Annotated in this window: 19 protein-coding genes and 3 pseudogenes; 11 read left to right on the top strand and 11 right to left on the bottom strand. The window is 69.9% G+C overall.

What is annotated here, in order from left to right:
- Positions 1-66 precede the first annotated feature (66 nt).
- Positions 67-921 carry an AraC family transcriptional regulator gene (locus tag G3I60_RS11020; protein WP_164293283.1) on the top strand — a complete coding sequence of 285 codons (855 nt, stop codon included), beginning with the start codon at positions 67-69 and terminating at the stop codon, positions 919-921.
- 63 nt (positions 922-984) lie between these two features.
- Here the strand turns inward: G3I60_RS11020 and G3I60_RS11015 are convergent, their stop codons facing one another.
- Together G3I60_RS11015 and G3I60_RS11010 are read right to left on the bottom strand one after the other, a co-directional pair.
- Positions 985-1,206: a helix-turn-helix transcriptional regulator gene (locus G3I60_RS11015; RefSeq protein WP_138352014.1), complete on the bottom strand. Its 222-nt coding sequence runs from the start codon at positions 1,204-1,206 to the stop codon at positions 985-987.
- Positions 1,206-1,697 carry a DUF2975 domain-containing protein gene (locus G3I60_RS11010; RefSeq protein WP_138352015.1) on the bottom strand — a complete coding sequence of 164 codons (492 nt, stop codon included), beginning with the start codon at positions 1,695-1,697 and terminating at the stop codon, positions 1,206-1,208. The genes G3I60_RS11015 and G3I60_RS11010 overlap by 1 nt, the downstream gene beginning before the upstream one ends.
- Before the next feature lie 198 nt (positions 1,698-1,895).
- Between G3I60_RS11010 and G3I60_RS45305 the strand changes: the two are divergent.
- Positions 1,896-2,057, top strand: a pseudogene (locus G3I60_RS45305) (LysR family transcriptional regulator); the annotation flags it as partial.
- Positions 2,058-2,130: 73 nt separating this feature from the next.
- Here the strand turns inward: G3I60_RS45305 and G3I60_RS46755 are convergent.
- From G3I60_RS46755 to G3I60_RS10985, 4 genes are all read right to left on the bottom strand, one after another.
- The gene (locus G3I60_RS46755; RefSeq protein WP_343240870.1) at positions 2,131-2,637 is read right to left on the bottom strand and encodes a hypothetical protein; all 507 of its coding nucleotides are present in this window, start codon (positions 2,635-2,637) and stop codon (positions 2,131-2,133) included.
- 765 nt (positions 2,638-3,402) lie between these two features.
- Positions 3,403-3,543, bottom strand: coding sequence for a hypothetical protein (locus tag G3I60_RS10995; protein ID WP_187145181.1), 141 nt, complete (start codon positions 3,541-3,543; stop codon positions 3,403-3,405).
- A gap of 104 nt (positions 3,544-3,647) precedes the next feature.
- Positions 3,648-4,679: a cation diffusion facilitator family transporter gene (locus G3I60_RS10990; protein WP_343240869.1), complete on the bottom strand. Its 1,032-nt coding sequence runs from the start codon at positions 4,677-4,679 to the stop codon at positions 3,648-3,650.
- 219 nt (positions 4,680-4,898) lie between these two features.
- A complete protein-coding gene (locus tag G3I60_RS10985) occupies positions 4,899-8,231 on the bottom strand; it encodes a BTAD domain-containing putative transcriptional regulator (protein WP_164607056.1) in 3,333 nt (1,110 codons plus the stop codon).
- Between the two features lie 125 nt (positions 8,232-8,356).
- Between G3I60_RS10985 and G3I60_RS10980 the strand changes: the two genes are divergently transcribed.
- The 3 genes and pseudogenes from G3I60_RS10980 to G3I60_RS10970 all read left to right on the top strand — a co-directional run bounded on the left by G3I60_RS10980 (position 8,357) and on the right by G3I60_RS10970 (position 10,585).
- Positions 8,357-9,463, top strand: coding sequence for an NADP-dependent oxidoreductase (locus tag G3I60_RS10980; RefSeq protein ID WP_239069717.1), 1,107 nt, complete (start codon positions 8,357-8,359; stop codon positions 9,461-9,463).
- Between the two features lie 5 nt (positions 9,464-9,468).
- Positions 9,469-10,079 (top strand): annotated as a pseudogene (locus G3I60_RS10975) (NAD(P)H oxidoreductase).
- Positions 10,080-10,165: 86 nt separating this feature from the next.
- Positions 10,166-10,585 carry a RidA family protein gene (locus tag G3I60_RS10970; RefSeq protein ID WP_164293156.1) on the top strand — a complete coding sequence of 140 codons (420 nt, stop codon included), beginning with the start codon at positions 10,166-10,168 and terminating at the stop codon, positions 10,583-10,585.
- 30 nt (positions 10,586-10,615) lie between these two features.
- Here the strand turns inward: G3I60_RS10970 and G3I60_RS10965 are convergent, their stop codons facing one another.
- Entirely contained in the window at positions 10,616-11,020 is a 405-nt protein-coding gene (locus tag G3I60_RS10965; protein ID WP_164293155.1) for an SgcJ/EcaC family oxidoreductase, read from the bottom strand.
- Positions 11,021-11,231: 211 nt separating this feature from the next.
- Between G3I60_RS10965 and G3I60_RS10960 the strand changes: the two genes are divergently transcribed.
- Positions 11,232-11,609, top strand: coding sequence for an STAS domain-containing protein (locus G3I60_RS10960; protein WP_164293154.1), 378 nt, complete (start codon positions 11,232-11,234; stop codon positions 11,607-11,609).
- Here the strand turns inward: G3I60_RS10960 and G3I60_RS10955 are convergent.
- On the bottom strand, positions 11,602-11,919 hold the full coding sequence (locus G3I60_RS10955) for a helix-turn-helix domain-containing protein (protein ID WP_164293280.1): 318 nt from the start codon (positions 11,917-11,919) through the stop codon (positions 11,602-11,604). The two genes, G3I60_RS10960 and G3I60_RS10955, sit on opposite strands and share 8 nt — an antisense overlap.
- Before the next feature lie 119 nt (positions 11,920-12,038).
- Here G3I60_RS10955 and G3I60_RS10950 point away from each other — a divergent pair, with 119 nt between their 5' ends.
- A complete protein-coding gene (locus G3I60_RS10950) occupies positions 12,039-12,968 on the top strand; it encodes a cobalamin-binding protein (RefSeq protein WP_164293153.1) in 930 nt (309 codons plus the stop codon).
- A gap of 76 nt (positions 12,969-13,044) precedes the next feature.
- Here the strand turns inward: G3I60_RS10950 and G3I60_RS10945 are convergent, their stop codons facing one another.
- Both G3I60_RS10945 and G3I60_RS10940 read right to left on the bottom strand, forming a co-directional pair.
- The gene (locus tag G3I60_RS10945) at positions 13,045-13,401 is read right to left on the bottom strand and encodes a DoxX family protein (protein WP_138352026.1); all 357 of its coding nucleotides are present in this window, start codon (positions 13,399-13,401) and stop codon (positions 13,045-13,047) included.
- A gap of 53 nt (positions 13,402-13,454) precedes the next feature.
- A complete protein-coding gene (locus tag G3I60_RS10940) occupies positions 13,455-14,339 on the bottom strand; it encodes an alpha/beta fold hydrolase (RefSeq protein WP_164293152.1) in 885 nt (294 codons plus the stop codon).
- 98 nt (positions 14,340-14,437) lie between these two features.
- Here G3I60_RS10940 and G3I60_RS10935 point away from each other — a divergent pair, with 98 nt between their 5' ends.
- The 3 genes and pseudogenes from G3I60_RS10935 to G3I60_RS10925 all read left to right on the top strand — a co-directional run.
- Positions 14,438-14,899 (top strand): MarR family winged helix-turn-helix transcriptional regulator, encoded by a 462-nt coding sequence (locus tag G3I60_RS10935; RefSeq protein ID WP_239069713.1) that lies wholly within the window; start codon positions 14,438-14,440, stop codon positions 14,897-14,899.
- A 197-nt stretch (positions 14,900-15,096) separates the two neighbouring features.
- Positions 15,097-17,469: an RICIN domain-containing protein gene (locus G3I60_RS10930; protein WP_164293151.1), complete on the top strand. Its 2,373-nt coding sequence runs from the start codon at positions 15,097-15,099 to the stop codon at positions 17,467-17,469.
- A 147-nt stretch (positions 17,470-17,616) separates the two neighbouring features.
- Positions 17,617-17,838: pseudogene (locus tag G3I60_RS10925) on the top strand (GNAT family N-acetyltransferase); the annotation flags it as partial.
- Positions 17,839-17,986: 148 nt separating this feature from the next.
- Here the strand turns inward: G3I60_RS10925 and G3I60_RS10920 are convergent.
- The gene (locus G3I60_RS10920) at positions 17,987-18,646 is read right to left on the bottom strand and encodes a DUF4360 domain-containing protein (RefSeq protein ID WP_164293150.1); all 660 of its coding nucleotides are present in this window, start codon (positions 18,644-18,646) and stop codon (positions 17,987-17,989) included.
- 301 nt (positions 18,647-18,947) lie between these two features.
- On the opposite strand from G3I60_RS10920, the gene G3I60_RS10915 reads away from it, so the two are divergent.
- On the top strand, positions 18,948-19,097 hold the full coding sequence (locus G3I60_RS10915; protein WP_164293149.1) for a hypothetical protein: 150 nt from the start codon (positions 18,948-18,950) through the stop codon (positions 19,095-19,097).
- The last annotated feature ends 61 nt before the right edge of the window (positions 19,098-19,158 follow it).

Here is a 19,158-nt window from a genome sequence, read left to right as displayed (position 1 = left end):
GCCTTCGACTGGGCGAGCGTGGACGTCACGGTCCCCCGCCCCTCTGATCGGCTGCCGGGAATCAGCATGGCCGGGTTCGGCCAGCGTGTCCCCACCTTCGTGGACATCGCCATGGTCGCGCACCCGTCCGTCGCCCTGCTCGTCGATCTCAGCGAGGGAGAAGGCCTCGTCTACGGCACCGCTGGTCGGCACGGGCGCGGCAGTGTCATCGTGGGGCTCCTCCCCGGAGATCTTCGGGCCTCGGGCCGGGTGGGCGAGTGCCTCCAGATCCGGCTGGACCCGGTCGCGGCGGCCGCGGTGCTCGGCTCGTCGACGGAGTTCTGCGGGACGGTGGAGTCCCTCAGGGATGTCTGGGGCCACGACGCCGAGCGGGCCGAGGACCGACTGCGCGCCGCCGCCTCGTGGGACGAGCGCTTCGCGATCGCGGTGGAATTCCTCGGCCGACGGATGACGGACCGCCGCCCATCGGTCGATGCGGAGGTCGCCCACACCTGGCGGCGGACGCTCACCAGCCGGGGGCGTATGCGGGTGGACGGCCTGGCGGACGAGGCCGGCTGGAGCCGCAAGCGCCTGTCGGCCCGCTTCCGGTCCCAGCTCGGCATCACACCCAAGCGAGCCGCCCGGCTGGTCCGGTTCGACCATGCCGCTCACCTCCTCGCGGCGGGCTTCGCTCCTGCGAGCGTCGCCTCCGCCAGCGGCTACGTCGACCAGTCCCACCTCCACCACGAGGTCAAGGCCTTCACCGGGCTCACCCCCACAGCCGTGGCCGCCGCACCGTGGCTCGCCATCGACGACGTCGCATGGCCGGGGTCATCGCCGACCAATCAACGCAGTACGGCCGCCCTCTACGGCTGTGGCCCGGAGCGGCGGGTATCGGAAGCCGGGACCGAACGTGGCGGCCGCGGGGCCGGAGCGCGGTGACGTCCACGTGCCGCGGCAGGGGCCGGTGGTGCCCAACGTTTCTACGCCCGCCCCCGGGGCACGTCACCCGCCCGCGGCGTCCTCGGCCTCCCAGCGCAGCAGGTCGCCCGGCTGGCACTTGAGCACTTCGCAGAGCGCGGCGAGCGTGGCGAAGCGTACCGCCCTGGCGCGGCCGTTCTTGAGTACCGCCAGGTTGGCGGGAGTGATCCCTACGCGCTCCGCAAGCTCACCCACGGACATCTTCCGCCTGGCCAGCATCACGTCGATGTCGACGGTGATCGGCATCAGATCACCTCGTCCAGCTCGGCCTGCATCTGCGCCGCTTCGACGTCGCGCACCACGGCCTGGGCGAGCAGCATTCGCAGCACGAGCACGATGAGCGCGACCCCCAGGATGGCCACGCCGATCCCGGCCATGATCACGGTGACACCTGGGTCCTCCCGCTGGCCTGGCGCGTTGATGGCCGTGACCGCGAACCACACGAGGGCAGCCCCCACGATCGCGCCGATCACGCCGTCCACGTAGCGGAAGGCGGCGTGGGAGAACACGGTTCCGCGTCGCACCATCGCCACCAGCCGCCATACACAGACCAGGGCGACCTGGGCCGACACCATCCCCAGGATCGTGATCACGCGCAGTGGGGTCAGCGGGATCGATCCGTCCTCCGGGTCGTTCCCGCTGATCAACGTCCACAGCATCAACACCTGTACGAGCGCGGTGCCGGTGATCACCACCACGAGCACGGCGCGCAGCGCACCCACTGCCAGCTTTCCCATGACCCATCCCTCCATCGAGCTACGATGGGAATCTATCGATTTTCGATAGGCCAGGCAAGTCCTGGACCGGAGGTCGGGCGGCGGTTTCACCTCGCGGCGGGAGCCGACCGTTCCGCCACCCGCGCCGGCCGGACACCTACGCCCATCTCATGGCGGCAAGGACGAGAGAGGCGACGGCCCCAGAAATGTAGGCGCATCGCCGTCGCTCCCGAATCCGCCGCCCGCCTATACGCCCGCCCCGGCGTCACCTACCGACCCGTCAGCGGCGTCAGCCCGAGTCAGGTCGGCGTCGCTTGGGCACCCGCCGACGACACCAATCCCGTCATCCAGGACTTCGTCCACTGCTGCCTGGACACCTGACCCCCAACGACGTGAAAGTGCCCAGCCCCTTTCCCGCTCAACGGGCCGACTTCGCGGCACTGGCCTCGCGCCACTAGAACGGGCGGGCGTACGGCTGCGCGCTCACGTCGTCGTAGATCCGGTGCAACCAGGGCTGACGGACGGCGGGCAGCCGGGCCAGCGTGCTGCGGAAGACTCCCGAATCGGGCCGGAACGGCCCCCATGGGTGGAGCGGCAGGGGATCATCGCGCAAGACGCCGTCGGGCAGTCGACCACTCGCGGGAACCAGCAACTGTTCGCTGTGGAAAGCCAGATACGCCCACACCTCGACGGCCAATGGCACGGTGTCCGCGGTGCCGGACGGCTGCCATGCCCTCCCCGTCTGCGGATGCCGCGGAACCAGGACGATGTCGGCGGCGGGGTCCGGGGCCGGCAGGCCCGGTCCGGCCAGGACGGCGGTCTTCGCCGTCGGCCCGGACGGAAGCAGCGCGTCGAGCGAACGTCGGAAGATGTCCGCGACAGGGCCGTCGGGGACGGACACCGCTGTGCCCGCCGAGGCCGCCACCAGGTGGGCCAGCGCCCGCCGACCGCCGCCGCCCATCGAGGGCTCCAGGCCCCGGACGGCTCGACCGGCGGTGTGCCCTCCCGGCCGTTCGCCAGTGCCTCCCAACCGATCCACTCGGTCTCGGGGCCGTCAGTGGGAAGCCGGTGTACTGCCTTCGGGTCGAGCCACACCGCCTGCCAGCGCGAGCAGTCGTCGATGCGGGTCGCCACCGCCCGCCCGCACCCCTCGCATGCCAGATTCGGGCCGTCCCTCCCGTCCAGCCCGCAGCAGCCGCCATCACACTGCTCGAGCATCAGGACGGTACCGCGGGTGTCACCGGGGCTGACGAGGATCGCTCCGGGCGCCCCGAAGGACAGGGCAGAGACCGGCGCGAACACACCGCGGATCTCCGCCTCCCCCTCACCGACCTCGTCCCACAACCGCCACGGTGGCCCGGAGGGCTCCGGATCGACGGCGTACGTCCCCGGGTCCATCAGCACGGGGAACAGCCCGTATCCATAACTCTGGTGAGCATGGTCGGGAAGCGCCACCCGCGACAGAGGAGCAGTCAGCACGGCGCCGCACCCCACACACGCGAACACTCCGGCCATACGCACTCCCCCGCCCCTGGAAAGCCGGATTATCCCGGCCCGACGATCGACCGCCAACACCTTTTGTGACCGCGCGGGGCTCAGGACGGGGCCGGCACCCGCCGACCAGATGATCGGCGGTCGGCCCGGGCCCTGTGCTCCTCCACGAGCCGCACCCTTCCCGATCGCGGCAGATGCCCCCCGCCCGATCGAGCCGGCCGGGGCGGACCGTTCAGCTGTGCGCGAGTTCGGCCAGGGCATCGAGACGGGTGGGCGTCCAGCCGAGCTCGCGTTGGGCGCGGGCGCCGGTGAGTTGCTGGTCGAGTGCGAACACCTCGGCGATCGGACCCATCTGCTGCAGAGCCTCGTCCAAGGTCAGCGACCGGACGCTGCCGGGGCACCCGGCGGCGCGGACGGTCCGGAGGTGGCTCCGGGCGTTGCGCGGTGCCACCCGCGAAGACAGCCGCAACCGGGAGGTCAGTGGTCGTGGGGGACCGAGCGGTGGACGGGTCCGTGGGAGTCGTCGCAGTGCGGGTCCTCGTCACCGCCGGGCGGCGTGGTGATCTGCAACAGGTCCGAATTGTCCTCCTCGCCGACGTGGTCGACCTGCAGGGTCGCGTGCTCGATGCGGTACTCGTCCTGGAGCAGCTGCCGCAGCGTGCGGCGTACGGCGTGGCAGTCCTTGCCGGGCTGGACCAGCACGTGGGCGGACAGGGCGTTCTGGCCGGAGGTGATCTGCCAGACGTGCAGGTCGTGGATCTCCACGACGGTGTCCTGCGCGGCGAGGCGGTCGCCGAGGGCGTCGGGGTCCACTCCGACGGGCGCGGCTTCGAGGAAGATCCGCGCCGAGTCACGGATCAGTCCGTACCCGGCCTTGAGCATCAGCGCGACGACGAGAAGGGAGGCGATGGCGTCCGCGCGCTCGAACCCGGTGGTCAGCACGATCGCTCCGGCGACCGCGGTCGCGATGAAGCCGAACAGGTCGGTGAGGATGTGCTGGTAGGCGCCCTCGACGTTCAGCGAGGTGCGGTTGGCCTTGGAGATCGACCAGGTCGCGACGAGGTTGACCGCCACGCCGACCAGGGCGGTGATCAGGACGAGGCCGCCGGTGACGGCGGGCGGCGAGATCAGCCGCTGGACGGCCTCGTAGGCCAGCCACACCGACAGGAGCAGCAGCGTCAAGCCGTTGGCCTGTGCGGAAAGGATCTCCACGCGCTTGAGACCGTAGGTGTAGTGCCCCTTCGCCGGCCTGGCCGCCAGGCGCATCGCGACCAGTGCCAGCACGATCGAGACGACGTCCGTGAGCATGTGCGCGGCGTCCGAGATCAGCGCGAGGGAGTTCGCGGCCACCCCGACGACAACCTCGGCGCACATGAACACGCCGATCAGCACCAGGGCGATCGTCAGCCACCGCCGGTCCGCATCCGCGGCCACCCCGTGCGAGTGCCCCGCATGACCGCCCCCACCGCCGTCGGGTCCGGCGGCGTGATCATGCTCGTGGTCACTCACAAGGACCTCCAAGGTGTGCGGACGGATGCGGCTGGGGTCAAGTGAACCGCAGCAACGCCGCTTCCACCAAAGGTTGTAATGGGGACCGTTACCACTGTCACCTGCGGCGATGTGGCAGTACTCGCGGCGCACCGGCCGGCTCGACGGGTTTCGCCCGGGTGGCCGCGACGGAGCGGGCACCCGGGACGGACCTTCGCCGTCCGTCGCCCACGTCCGTGGTCATTGCGCCGCCACCTCCTCTCCCACAGGGAGCGTGAACAAGTGGCGTAGGTGGTCGTCAGGGTCCAGGTCGCGGCCCTGCTGGAAGGCGGTGGCGAACGCGTCCGTGCCCAGGGCCTCGGTCGCGCGCGCGGTGGCGCGGGCGACGTCGCCGCGTTCGGCTGGGGGAAGCGGGGTGCCGACCGACTCCCGGAGGGCGGCGGCCGTGCCGAGCAGGCCGGCGGCGGGGGTGGATCGGCTCGCCAGTGCCTGAGCGCCGGCCAGCCCTTCGAGTGCGAGCGCGACCGCCCGGGGATCGCCTGTCCTGCGTGCCGCGGTCAAGCCCTCCAGGTGCAGTACGTACGCCTGCTGGGCGTCGCCGCGCTGCTCGGCGACGAAGCCGAGCTGCTCGAGGATCAGCGCCATTCCGGAACGCACACCCATCCTGCGGTTCCAGTCCAGCCAGGGCCGCAGGTGCTTCTCCGCCGCATCGAGGTCGCCCTGCCGACGGGCTCCGAGGGCGAGTCCGGTCTCAGCGAACTGCTCGGCGGGTCGGTGGGACTGCTCGGCGGCCAGCCGTCGGGCCCGTTCGTGGAGCTCTGCGGCGGACCCGTACTCCGCGGTGAGCAGTGCGATCCTGCCCAGTCTGGACAACCGGAACGAGACATCCGTCCACAGCTGGAGTTCCTCCGCGATGCGCACGCCGTCGCCGTGCAGACGCGCGGCCTCGTCGTAGTCGCCGGCGATCTCGGCCAGGATCCCCAGTTGTTCGGCGGACTGCAGTTGGCCCCATCGGTCGCCGAGTTCGGCGAACCGGGCCGCACTGTCGACGGCGTGCTCTCTGAGGGCTGTCAGGTCGCCCCGGTAGATGGCTTCCGTGGCGCGGGTGCTGTGCGCCGCCGCGATACCCCAGGAGTCGCCGGCGGCGTGGAACTCGGCCAGCAGTTCTGCCGTCGGAACCCCATCGGACGGGACCCCATCGGACGGAACCCCATCCGACGGGATCTCATCGGACGGACCGGCGAAGCCGCACCGGGCGTGGGCCAGGAACCATCGCGCCCTGGGGTCGGCCGCGTCGTACTCCCCGCCGTTCGGCTGCTTCGGTTGCGCGTGGTCGCCGGCCAGCAGCGCGAACCCGGCCTGCCGCGCCAGCGCGCTGCTGCGGCCCGCGGAACGCCGGTCGAGGGCAGGGACGTCGTCACCGAGGACGCCGCAGCCCCCGCAACCCAGTGCCAGGTCGAACGATCGCCTGGCCTCGCCCATGCGACCGCGCAGAAACCAGTACCAGGCCAGCGCGTTGACCTGCCGCACCGCCAGACCCGCATCCCCGTCGGCGCCGCCGTCCAGGCTGGACCCGGATGTGGCATCGGCCAGCGCGCTGCGCAGATTGGCGCTGTCGCTGTCGAGCCGACGCAGCCAGCGGCGCTGGTCGGGGCCGTACAGCCACGGTTCGGCGCGTTCGGCCAGCTCGGTGTAGTGGATCCGGTGCCGTCGGCGGGCGGCCCGGGTCTCACCGGCCTCGTCGAGCCGTTCAAGACTGTAGGCGGCGATCGACTCCAGCATCCGGTAGCGGGGCCCGTCCTCGCTGTTCAGCAGGGTGACCAGCGAGCGGTCCACCAGCCGGGTCACGACGTCGAGGACGTCATCGGCGGGTACGTCCTGCGCGGCGCAGACCTCTTCGGCTGCGGGCAGCGTGCATCCACCGGCGAAGACCGCCAGGCGGCTCAGAACGGAGCGCTCGGAGTTCGTCAGCAGCCCCCAGCTCCAGTCGATGACCGCGCGCAGGGTCTGGTGGCGCGCCGGTGCGTCGCGGCGCCCCGCGTTCAGCAGGCGGAAGCGGTCTCTCAGGCGCTCGGCCAGCTCGTGGACGCCCAGGGCGCGCACCCGGGCGGCCGCGAGTTCCAGCGCCAGGGGCATGCCGTCGAGACGCTCGCAGACCAGTGCCACCGCGTCGGCGTTGGCAGGGCCGAGGGCGAATCCCGGGGCGGCAGCCGCCGCCCGTGCAGCGAACAGCTGCACGGCGTCGGACTCCCGCAGCGGCTCGACCGCGTGCAGTGTCTCGCCGGAGATCGCCAGCGGCTCCCGGCTGGTGGCCAGAATGCGCAGTCCGGGAGCGTGCCGCAGCAGGAACTCGGCCAGGTCGGCGACCGGCTGGACCAGGTGTTCGCAGTTGTCCAGGACGAGCAGGAGGCGTCGGGTGCCGAGCGCGTGGGCGAGCCGGTCTTCGGTCCGCGAGGACGGCGGGTCACCGGCGGCGTGATCGCGGATGCCCAGCACGTCGGCCACGGCCGTGGCCACGTCGGCGGTACCTCCGGTCCGTACGGTCTCGGCCGCGAGTTCGATCAGCCAGGTCCCGTCGGGAAAGGCGTCGCGGGCCGCTTCAGCGGCCGCCAGTGCGAGCCGGGTCTTGCCGACGCCACCGGGCCCGGTCAGGGTGACCAGGCGACCCGAGGCGAGCAACCCGCGCACCTGGACGACATCCTGGCCTCGTCCGATCAGGTCGGTCGATGCGGCCGGCAGGTTGGTGCGCGGCGCAGCCGCAGCGACGTCCGGGCCGGGCATCCGAGCCGCGTGGACGGAGGGGGCAGTAGGAGTCGGGTCGGGCACCAGGTCCGGATCCTGCCGCAGGATCGCCCCGTGGAGGGCGACCAACTCGGGGCCGGGATCGAGCCCCAGCTCATCGGCCAGGTGTTCCGTCAACTCGCGATAGCTCTCCAGTGCCTCGGCCTGCCGGCCCGAGCGGTACAGCGACTGCATGTGGACGGCCCGCAGCCTGTCCCGTAGCGGATGCTCACGGACGAGGTCGCCCAACTCATCGGCCAGCGAACGGTGTTCGCCGAGCTCCAGGCGTATCCCGGCCAGCTCCTCCACCGCCGTCAGCCGTTGCTCGTCCAACCTGATGGCGGCCGGCTGCGCGAAGGCGTGGTCGCGGAACTCCGCGAACGCCGGCCCGCGCCACAACGCCAGAGCCTCCCGCAGCAGCGGCACCCGGCCGTGCGAGTCCGGCATCCGGCGGACCTGCAGCGTGAGCGCGGCGAACCGACCGGAATCCAGCGCGTCGTCCGGTATCTGCAGCAGGTAGCCGGCCGGCCGGTGGACGACCAGCTCCCGGCCGCCGGGCTCGGCGAGCTCCAGCGCGCGCCGCAGTTGCGAGACCTTGGTTTGCAGGGTGTTGACCGGATTCCCCGGCACCGCCTCGCCCCACAGGTCGTCGACCAGACGGTCTGCCGAGATCGGCCGGCCGTGGTGGGCGAGCAGATCGGCCAACAGGGCCCGGACCTTGGGCTCGCGGACGGTGACCAGAGCCCCCTGGTCGGTACGGACCTGCAGCGGGCCCAACACTTCGAAGCGCATGGCGCCACGTTAACGCCCTCCTCAGGGCGGGCCGTGCGGGGCGGTTCCTGGACCGTGCGTGGGCCGTGGGAGCTCGTGCGTGGACCGTCAGTAGATCGTGCGCGGCCCCCGGCAAGGTGGTTCCCATGAACGACAACGGCACCGAACGAAAGAGGAAGCCCACCATGTCGAACCAGGCGAACCACACCAGCCCCGCGACCACAGCGAGCACGACCGGTACGGCGAACATCGTCTCCGGGGACATCCGGCTCGCGGCGCGCCCGGTCGGTGAGCCCACCACGGACACCTTCGAGTTGGTCCGCACCGACGTACCGGAACCGGCCGAGGGCGAGATCGTCGTCCGCAACACCTGGATGTCGGTGGACCCGTACATGCGGGGCCGGATGGACGACCTGCCCTCCTACATCCCGCCGTTCCCCCTCGGCGCCGCGCTGGAGGGAAGCGCCGTCGGCGTGGTGATCGCCTCGCGATCCGACAACGTTCCGGTCGGCGCTACCGTCTCCCACTTCCTGGGCTGGCGCGAGCACGCCGTTCTGGATGCCGCGGCGGCAACCGTCATCGACACCACCATCGCTCCGGCGCAGGCGTACCTGGGCGCGCTGGGCACCACGGGACTGACCGCCTACGCGGCGCTGACCCGGGTCGCACCGGTGCGCGAGGGTGATGTGGTGTTCATCTCCGCAGCGGCCGGGGCGGTCGGCAGTGTCGCCGGACAGCTGGCCCGCAAGCTCGGGGCGTCCAAGGTGATCGGCTCGGCCGGCGGCCCGCAGAAGGCGAAGAAGCTGGTGACGGACTTCGGGTACGACGCCGCCATCGACTACCGCGCGGGCTCGCTGGAGGAACAACTCGCCCAGGCCGCCCCGGAAGGGATCGACGTCTACCTCGACAGTGTCGGCGGTGACCACCTGCGGGCAGCCATCGGCGCGATGCGCACCGGCGGCCGGATCGCCCTGGTCGGCGCGATCAGCCAGTACAACGCCACCATGCCGGCCGCCGGTCCCGACAATCTGTTCCAGGCGGCAGCCAAGGAGCTGACCCTGCGCGGCATGCTGGTCAGCAGCTACTTCGACCTCTTCCCCGAGTGGATCGGGCGCGCCGCGGGGTGGCTGGCCGACGGCACCCTGCGCACCGAGGAGACCGTGTTCGAGGGCATCGACCAGGCCCCGGCCGCCTTCCTCGGCATGATGCGCGGCGCCAACACCGGCAAGATGCTCGTCCGGCTGGACGGCTGACGGCCATGACACAACACGCCCTGCTGGTGCTCGCCCACCCGCGCAGTGACTCCCTCACCGCGCAGATCGCCCACCGCACCCGCGAACGCCTGATCGCCGACGGATACACCGTCGACCTGCTCGACCTGCACGCCGAGGGCTTCGATCCCCGCACCGGCCCTGAGGACGAGCCGGACTGGGCAGACCGTGACAAGCACTACTCCCCCGAGGTCCGGGCCCACATGGTCCGGATCGACTCCGCCGACGTCATCGTCGTGGTCTTCCCGATCTGGTGGTTCGCCCTCCCCGCCATTCTCAAGGCTGGATCGACCGGGTGTGGAACTACGGCTTCGCGTACGGCCGCAGCCGTCCTCGTCTGGGCGCCAAAAGAATGCTCTGGATCGGGCTCTCCAGCTACCCGCGCGAACAGTTCACGGAGCGCGGCTGGAACTCCGTCATCGACCGCCAACTCCGGTTGGGCATATCCGAGTTCTGCGGCATCAAGGACGCCACGGTGGAGTTCGTCCACGACTCCCTGAGCGCCGGCCCCCTCGCGCTCACCGCGGCCGACGCCGCCCTCACCGCCTTCCTCGGCGCGCCTGCCCATGCTGTCGAACCTGTCGCACCTGTTCAATGACCGTGCGGGCGACGCCAGGACACCTGACGACACGTACCACCACCGCGGCACCGCCGCACAACCCACTATTGAAGGAGCCACCACACATGAGCGACAACCGCACCCTCACCAACCCTGCCGGGCTGCACGATCCCACCCCGTTCGGATACAGCCATGCCGCCTCCGCACCCGGCGAGTCGGTGTTCATCGGCGGTCAGTACGCCTCCGACGAAAGCGGCCAGGTCGTTCCCGGCGACTTCGCCGCCCAGGTCGAGCGCTCCGTCGCCAACCTGCGCATCGCGCTCGCCGGCGTCGGTCTCGGGCTGGAACATGTCGTACGACTCGGCTCATACATCGTCGACCACGACCTGGAGAAGCTGGAGATCCTCGGCAAGGCGCTGCACGGCGCCTGGGCCGACCGGCTGCCCGCCCAGACACTCGTCGGGGTCGCCGCGCTGGCGCTGCCCGGGATGCTCTTCGAGATCGACGCGGTCGCGGTCCGCCCGACCGAGAAGACCGACGCCTGATCCAGGACGGGATCCTGATGGACGGGCACGTCAGTCGGTGACGACCGCCGTGTTCTGGCCGACGGTCAGCAGCCAGCGGCCGTCGGCCTGCCGGGAGACGACGTACAGCGGAGCGCCCTCGCTCTCGTCCCCCGGGGCCAGGTAACGCTGACGGACCTTGACCGCCGCGACATCGGGGCGGATGAAGAACACGTGGATCACCTCGTAGGTGACCTTGCCGTCCCAGTTCGCCCCAGGGAGCACCTCGCGGGTGAACTCCGAGATCGCGTCGAGTCCGATGAGGACCTTGCCGTGGGCCGTCGTCCATACCGCGTCCGGGTGGAAGAGGCCGAGGAACTCCTCGGGGTCCTTGTTCCGCTGGGAGCGCTCGACGGTGGCGACGAGTTCGGTGATTGCTTCGATTGCTGCCGCGTGGGCCGTGGATTCCGTGGTCATGTGGATCATCGTTGTACTTCAAGTGGGGTTTAAGTCAAGCGGGTGATCGCATCGCAATGCGAGCACCGGACGGCATGGGCAGGTCTTCGAACCGCCCAGCGCACTCGGCGCGTTCCGCCCGCTCAATGGCCGCCGTTGTTCGAATCCGGCCGGAGCTGTGGCAAGATTGTTGTCTTACGACAACAGATCACTTGGAGCGACCGTGGAATCCATGTTCGCCCCCGTTCCACGGGGCGCCCGCCTGACGGTTTCCCTCGCCCTGGGCGAACCCAGTGTCCTCACGGTCGCCGGAGAAGTCGACCTCGACGGGGTCGGTCCCGTGCGGGACGCGGTGGATCGCGCCCTGGACCATCACCCGCATCTGGTCTTCGACCTGGCCGGCGTGAGCTTCGGCGACTCCACCTTCCTCAGCACCCTTCTGCAGGCCCGCCTCCACGCGCTGGAGCGTTCCGGGAGCGTGATCCTGCTGGCTCCCAGCACCCCGGTTCTGCGTGTCCTGACCATCACCGGAGCCCTGGAGTTGTTCCCGGTCATGGACCGGGAAGAACGCCGACAGACGGAACCCCGCCGGGACCTCGGCGTCAGCTAGCCGGGTGCGCTTGTCGCCGCGCGTGTTCGATCTCGTTGATGTGGTTCTCCGTCCACTCGCGGAGCGCACTGATGGGCTCGGCCAGGCTGCGGCCGAGCGATGTGAGGTCGTAGTCGACCCGGGGCGGGATGGTGGGATGGATCGTGCGGGTGACGAACCCGTCGGCCTCGAGACTGCGCAGGGTTTGGGTCAGCATCTTCTGCGAGACGCCCTCGATGCGTCGACTCAGGTCGGTGTGTCGCATGGTGCCCCCAATGAGGGCGTCCGAAGCCCCGGAAGTCCAGTTCCCCAACGGCTCGCTGGCCACCATGGTCACGCCGACGGACCCCAGCCGGCGGTCGGTGGGGAGACCCGGACTACTGGGGAGGAAGCCCACCCCACTGCGGCGACGGTGCGATGCCGGACACCCCCAGGCCGTACGGTCGGGTCATGCGCATCGTCTCCCTGCTCCCCGCGGCCACCGACATCGTGGCCGAACTCGGTCTGGCCGCGGAACTCGTGGGCCGCACGCACGAGTGCGACTGGCCGCCGGCACAGATCTCGTCCGTGGCGGTCGTCACCTCGGCCGGATTCTCCTCCGAGGAACTGAGCAGTCGGGAGATCTCGGCCGCCGTCGGCGGGAGCACGCACAGCGGGTCCTCGCTCTACACCCTCGACGTCGACGCGCTGGCCGCCGTGGCTCCCGACGTCGTACTCACCCAGGACCTCTGCGACGTGTGCGCGGTGTCGTACAGCAGCGTGGTCGAAGCGGTGCGGGTGCTGAACGGGGACGAGGGCGGGGACGGGCCCAAGGTCCTGAGTCTGGAACCCCGCACGCTGGACGACGTATTGGACTGTCTCGTACGCGTGGGGGATCTGCTGGGCGTCCGCGGAATCGCTCTGGAACGCCGGGCCGCGCTGCGGGGACGCCTCGCCACCGTGCGGTCACTGGTGGCGGGACGACCCCGGCCGCGCACGGTCGCCATCGAATGGCTGGACCCGCTGTGGCCCGCCGGCCACTGGGTTCCTGAGCAGATCACCAGTGCCGGAGGCGAACCGCTCCTCGCGTCGCCGGGCGAGCACACCAAGCCGATGGAGTGGCAGGCGGTGCGCGCCGCACAGCCCGAAGTCCTTCTGCTGCTGCCGTGCGGCTTCCACCCGGACCGCACCGAACGCGAGCGCGAGCTGCTCACCGGGCTGCCGGGCTGGGACGAACTGCCCGCCGTACGCAGCGGCCAGGTGTGGGTCCTGGACGGTCCGGCGTACTTCAACCGGCCGGGCCCGCGTGTCGTCCGCGGTGTGGAGGTGCTCGCGCATGTCCTTCATGGCGTGCCGGCGGGGGAACCGGTTGGGGCACACGAGGCGAGGCGCCTGAGCTGAGAGATGGCTCGAACCCAGCGAGCCCCTTTCGGACGACGGCCGAAGAGAGGCAGACACGTGCCGCGTGCGGAGCATGTCACCAGGGGCCGTGGTAGGCCAGGTTCACCGTCAGGGCTGCCACCGCGGTGACGAAGAAGACGGCCCATCCTTGGAGCTGACGGGAGCCCACCCGCAGGTGGGCGATGAGTGCACCGGTGAAGTACAGCACGAGGCCGGTGGCGGCGAGAGTGCCCAGCAGTGGCACCGCGAACCCGGCGAGCAGCCCCAAGGATCCCATCGCCAGTAACGTGCCCAACCGTGGTACCCAGGACCGGGGCACACGCTTCATGTCCGCCTGGGCCTTGGGGTAGTCGTGGCCGATCAGGTAAGTGACGGCGGCTATGCCGTTGAAGACCGCGCCGAGGATGGTGACCGTGACGTAGGCGGCGAACATGAACTCTCCTTGTCCGTGGGGATCATGCGGGTGAATGCTCGCTCGACGACGGGTCAGTCGTGGGACTCCGATGCCGCGGTCGAGGCGAGGAATTCCAGGATCCGGGTGTCCACTTCTTCCGCCTCGGTCATCGGGAGGCCGTGGTGGGAGACCCCGGGAATGATGGCCACCGTGGCGTTGCCCAGCAGCATGCGGGCAACGGCGGCCGCCTGGTGACTGTCGTGCGCGCGGCTGTTCTCCGCGAACAGGGCCAGGGTCGGTACGTCGAGCGCCCGTAGCCCGGCGGGCTGGGGGCGGCCGCCGGTGACGATGCGGCCGCGCGGAAATTCTGCGGCCCGGGCGTACAGCTGGAGCCACGCGTCGCTGAATGCGGCACCGCCGGTCTCCCATGCGAGGAAGGCGCGGGCGCGCCGTGCCGTGGGCCGCGCGAGCATCGGGAGTGCGTGGAGGAGGTAGCCGGGCTTGAACCCGGCGAAGCTCTGGGTCGGGTCGAGCAGTATCAGGCGGCGCACTCGCTCAGGGGATTGGAGGGCGTGGTTGAGCGCGATCCAGGCCCCGTACGAGTGCCCGCAGATGTCGGTGCGTTCCAGGCCGAGGCCGTCGAGGGTTGCGTCGAGCCAGTCGCACAGGTCCGTCGTGGTGCGGATGCTCTGCCCGCCGCGCACGCTGAGTCCGGGTTCGCCGATCCGGTCGATGGCGTACAGGCGCCGGGTGCGGCTCAGTCGGGCCGCATTCGCGTACCAGCTCGCGGCCGTCGTCCCGCCTCCGTGGAGCAGCACCAGAGGTTCGCCGTCCTGCGGTCCGCAGGCGTTCACGTGGGTGACGCCGTAAGGGGAGGTGAGCGCGAGCGGTTCGACCGGCATTCCCCAGTCGGCAAGAACCGCATGGTACGCAGCGTCGAACTGCGCGCTGTCGCCGCGCGTCGGGCTGCCTGTCATCGGACCTCCTCCAGCACACCCCAAAAGTCTCTCGTTCGACGAGATACTCGTTTGGCGAGATACTATGCACCGACGTCGATCAGGGGAAGGCCGGTGGCATGGGCGAGACAGACGACCCCCGGATGCAGACGGTGCATCTGCTGCGCGCGATCACCGTTGAACTGCATTTGTCCGCCGGTGGGTTCGCCGAACGCAATGGCCTGCACCCCACGGACCTGCGGGCGTTGATCTCCCTGCTGGACGCCGCGCGCGCGGGCACGCCGGCGACTCCGGGGTGGCTGGGCGCCCAACTGGGCCTCAACTCGGCCGGAACGACGGCACTGGTCGACCGACTGGAGCGGCTGGGACATGTGCGGCGCACGCGGGACGGGCAGGACCGACGACGCGTGCTGATCGAGGTGTCCGATGCGGCTGCCGCCCTCGGGCGGTCGTTCTTCGGACCGCTGATCGAAAACGTGCTGGGCGTGGCCGATGCGTTCGATGCCACCGAACTCGCCACCATCGACCGCTTCCTGCGCGGCGTCACGGAAGCGGTGGCCTCGCCGAGGACCCGTGGGTAGTCGGACCGAGGCCTGTTTGCATGTGTTCGCAATTTCGGTCGGTTGTGTTGACAGGTGTTCAGGTCCTCCCCTTTGCTGGCCTCGACCCCGCCGCCCTGGTCACGTCTGACAACGTTGTCAATGGGTTGTGGACGGCAGAGCGACCACGAAGCGAAGCGCCTCATGAACTCCTCCTCCCCCGCTGAAGGAAGTCAACGATGAGACATCTGTGGAGACTCGGACCCCTGTGGGTGCTGGCGCTGCTGGCCACCGTGCTGGCCGTGGGCAGTGAGCCGGCGCAGGCCGCGACCACGTCGATCAGCGTGGACGGCAGCCAGGGCGGGCGGACCTTCGACGGCATCGGCGCGATCAGCGGAGGCGGCGGCAACTCCCGGCTGCTGACCGACTATCCGGCCGCGCAGCAGTCGCAGATCCTGGACTACATGTTCAAGCCGGGCTACGGCGCGAACCTGCAGTTGCTGAAAGTGGAGATCGGCGGGGACGCGAACTCCACCGACGGGTCGGAACCGTCGATCGAGCACTCCCGCGGCACCGTCAACTGCAACGCCGGGTACGAGTTCTGGCTGGCCGAGCAGGCCAAGGCACGCAACCCCGACATCGGGCTGTACGGTCTGGCCTGGGCCGCACCGGGGTGGATCAACGGCGGTTTCTGGTCCACCGACACCGTCAACTACCTGATCTCCTGGCTGGACTGCGCCAAGCAGCACAACCTGACCATCCAGTACCTCGGCGGCTGGAACGAGCGCGGGCATGACGCCAACTGGTTCGTCCAGCTGCGCTCCGCGCTCAACTCGCACGGCTACAGCGGCGTCCAGCTGGTCGCCGACGACAGCGGCTGGGGCGTCGCCGACGACATGGCGAACAACTCCGCGTTCAACAACGCCGTCTCGATCATCGGCGCGCACTACTCGTGCGAGGGCGGTGACGGCGGCAACGCCCACACCTGCTCCAGCACCACGGCGGCGAAGAACAACGGTAAGCCGCTGTGGGACAGCGAGAACGGCTCGCAGGACATGAACACCGGGGCCCCGGCCCTTATCCGTTCCATCACCCGCGGCTACATCGACGCGAAGATGACCAGCTACTTCAACTGGCCGCTGATCGCCGCGATCTACCCCAACCTGCCCTACAACACCGTCGGGCTGGCCACCGCCGGCTCCCCCTGGTCGGGCAACTACACCATCGGGGCCAGCACCTGGGCCACCGCGCAGGTCACCCAGTTCACCAAGCCTGGCTGGAAGTTCATCGACTCCGCGTCGGGGTACCTCGGCGGCACCGAGTCCAACGGCACCTACGTGACGGTCAAGTCCAACACGAGCGCGGACTACTCCACCATCCTGGAGACCACAACCTCCGGCTCCTCGCAGACCGCGAACTTCATGGTCAAGGGCGGCCTGTCCACGGGCACCGTCCACGTGTGGGCCACCGACGTCAACAGCCCCAGCAGCGCGTCGTCGTTCGTGCACACCCAGGACATCACACCGAACAACGGGTCGTACTCGCTGACCATGCAGCCGGGCTATGTCTACACGGTGAGCACCCTGGGCGGCCAGGGCAAGGGCACCGCGACCGCGCTGGCCGCCCACGCCCTGGCGCTGCCGTACAGCGACACCTTCGACGGCAACGGCAGTGGCACCGAGGCGAAGTACCTCTCGGACATGCAGGGCTCCTTCGAGGTCCAGCCCTGCACCGGCCGATCCGGCCAGTGCGTGCAGCAGATGGCTCCGGTCAAGCCGATCGAGTGGCAGGACGACTCCGACTCCTACGCGCTGATCGGCGATCCCACCTGGTCGAACTACACTGTCAGCTCCGATGTCTACCTGCGCGGCGCGGGAACGACCGAACTGCTGGGGCGCGCCAACACCCAGCAGCGGCCGCAGTCGCACATGAACGCGTACTACCTGCGGATCCGTGACACCGGCCAGTGGTGGATCGAGAAGATGTACACCGACGGGTCCAACCACACCCTGGCCACCGGGACGACGACCGCGCTGGGCACCGGGCAGTGGCACAACCTGTCGTTCACCTTCCAGGGCTCGCAGATCAGCGCCAGGCTCGACGGCAACCAGTTCGGGTCGGTGACCGACTCCTCCTTCCAGACCGGACAGGCCGGTCTCGGTATCCAGGGCTACCGCACCGACCAGTTCGACAACCTGTCCATCATCCCCGGCACCGGAGGCAGCACCGGAACCGGCCAGGTCAGCTCGGTGCTCAATGCCGCCAAGTGCCTGGACGACTACACCGCCTCGACCACCCCGGGCGCCGTCGTCGACCTCTGGGACTGCAACGGCTCCTCCGCCCAGCAGTGGACCATCGGCAACGGATCCGTGCGCACCGCCGGCCTGTGCCTCGACGTGATCGGCGGGGCCACCGCCAACGGTTCGCTCGTGAACCTATGGACCTGCAACGGCGCCGGAAACCAGCAATGGACGGTCAGCAACGGCACGCTGGTCAACCCCGCGAGCGGCCGCTGCCTCGACATCCCCGGCTTCACCACCACCAACGGCACCCAGCTGGAGATCTGGGACTGCAACAACGGATCCAACCAGAAGTGGAACCTTCCTCTGTGATCCGGCCGTGACGGGACTCGGGCGGGGGCCGGCGACGGTTCCCGCCCGAGCTGCTCTCCGACCCCCGCGTCCGTGGCGTGCACTCTGCCGGGAAATACTCCGGGCATGGATGAGCGAGCGCGGGTGGACGGAGCGCGGACCGCGCCCTACCTCGCGCCGCACCATCAGGGCCGGGGCCTTGGATCGGCCGTCCTGCACGCGGTATTCGCCCGCACCGACGCTCAGGGCGCGACCGTCCGCCTGAACGTCCTGCAGGGCAGTGCCGCCCGACGGTTGTACGAACGCCACGGATTCTCCGTGGAGGCCCAGGACCCGATCGATGTCTTCATGGTGCACCTCCCGGAGGCGGGCACCGACCTGTCCGGCTGACCGGCATCGTCCTGAGGGCCGGCAGCCGCGCCGTCGGGCCCCGGACCGGCGGGCGGAGTGCTTCCGCGAGCGGATCCGGGGCCCGACCGTAGCGAGGAAAGGCATCCGCGAGGGCCTGAACGGGGGTGTCAGCCGTCGCGCGGGCCGGTTACGGCCACGGGTTCGGATTGTCCGGGCATTCCTTCCAGGCGAGGCGGTAGATGGTGTTGACGCTGCCGTCCGTCGAGTCCATCGTCATGAAACTCGTGGTCTTCTTGTCCGAGCTCCCGAGATTGACCCGCAACTCCGTGTTGATGTTGAAGTTGCGAATCTCCCCGCAGGGGGCCCAGACCAGGGCGCCGACGTCGGTCACGTCCGAGGTCTGCCAGTTGTCGCTGTACGGGCCGCGGAACGAGTGGACCTTGCGGTCCGTCTGCGATGAGCCCTGGAAGTAGTAGCCGGCCCGTTCCTCGCTGCTGGCCCCTCGCTCCAGGGACGCGAAGCCGCGGTAGTCGGCCTGGGCAATCGCGTAGGTGAAGCCCTGGGGAACGAAGACCCGCAGGTTGAGCTGGCAGTTCTTGCGGAAGTCGGTCGGCAGGGCCCCGGCGCCCACCTGAGCGAGGTAATCGCTGTAGGTGACGGTGAAGGCGGTGTTGTCGGGAGAGACGGCGATGGCGGCCGTCCCTTCACGACAGCCGGAGCCGTTGACGGTCGCGACCTTGATCACGATCTTGTCGGGCGGCGGTTCCGCTGCCGACGCCTGCTGGGGGGAGACGGTCGCGGCCATGAGGGTCACGATGGCTCCGCCTGCGGCAAGGAATCCGGACATGAATTCTCCAATCGGCCGTGTTCACGTCGTGGAGGCTGGGTGAGCCTCCGGTGAAGGCCGTGTACATGCCAGCACCTCGGGGGCCTTGCTGAACAGAGCGAGAACCGGCCGCGGATAGCCGCCCGGAATTCGACCGCAGAGATACCGGCCACAATCGCTTCGACCGGAAAGAGCATTGCGGCGGGCGACCGGACGGAATCGAATTCACGTGCCCGACGGAAATCAGAAATCGGAAACCACCCGGCGGGGCGCTGCCGGCAGGTGTTCGTCCCCTCGGCCCGGCCACCCGGACGGACCACGGGTGCCCGCCTGGCCGACGGCGGCGCCGCCCGGGGTGTTGCTCCGCACTCCGGACGGCTGGCGGATCGAGCGCCTCATCCAACATCGCAGCTGGGAGTACGGCAACAAGACCTCGGTTGCCGAAGCGATCGCCCGCTCGGAGCGGGTCTGAGAACATCAACCGCCGGGTTGGCACCGCCGCCGAGCAGCGACCCGCCCCGAGGCCCTGGGGA

This window comes from Streptomyces sp. SID13666 (genome assembly GCF_010548325.1).
GTDB classification, from domain to species: domain Bacteria; phylum Actinomycetota; class Actinomycetes; order Streptomycetales; family Streptomycetaceae; genus Actinacidiphila; species Actinacidiphila fildesensis.
This window is presented reverse-complemented; position numbering and strand designations above follow the sequence as displayed.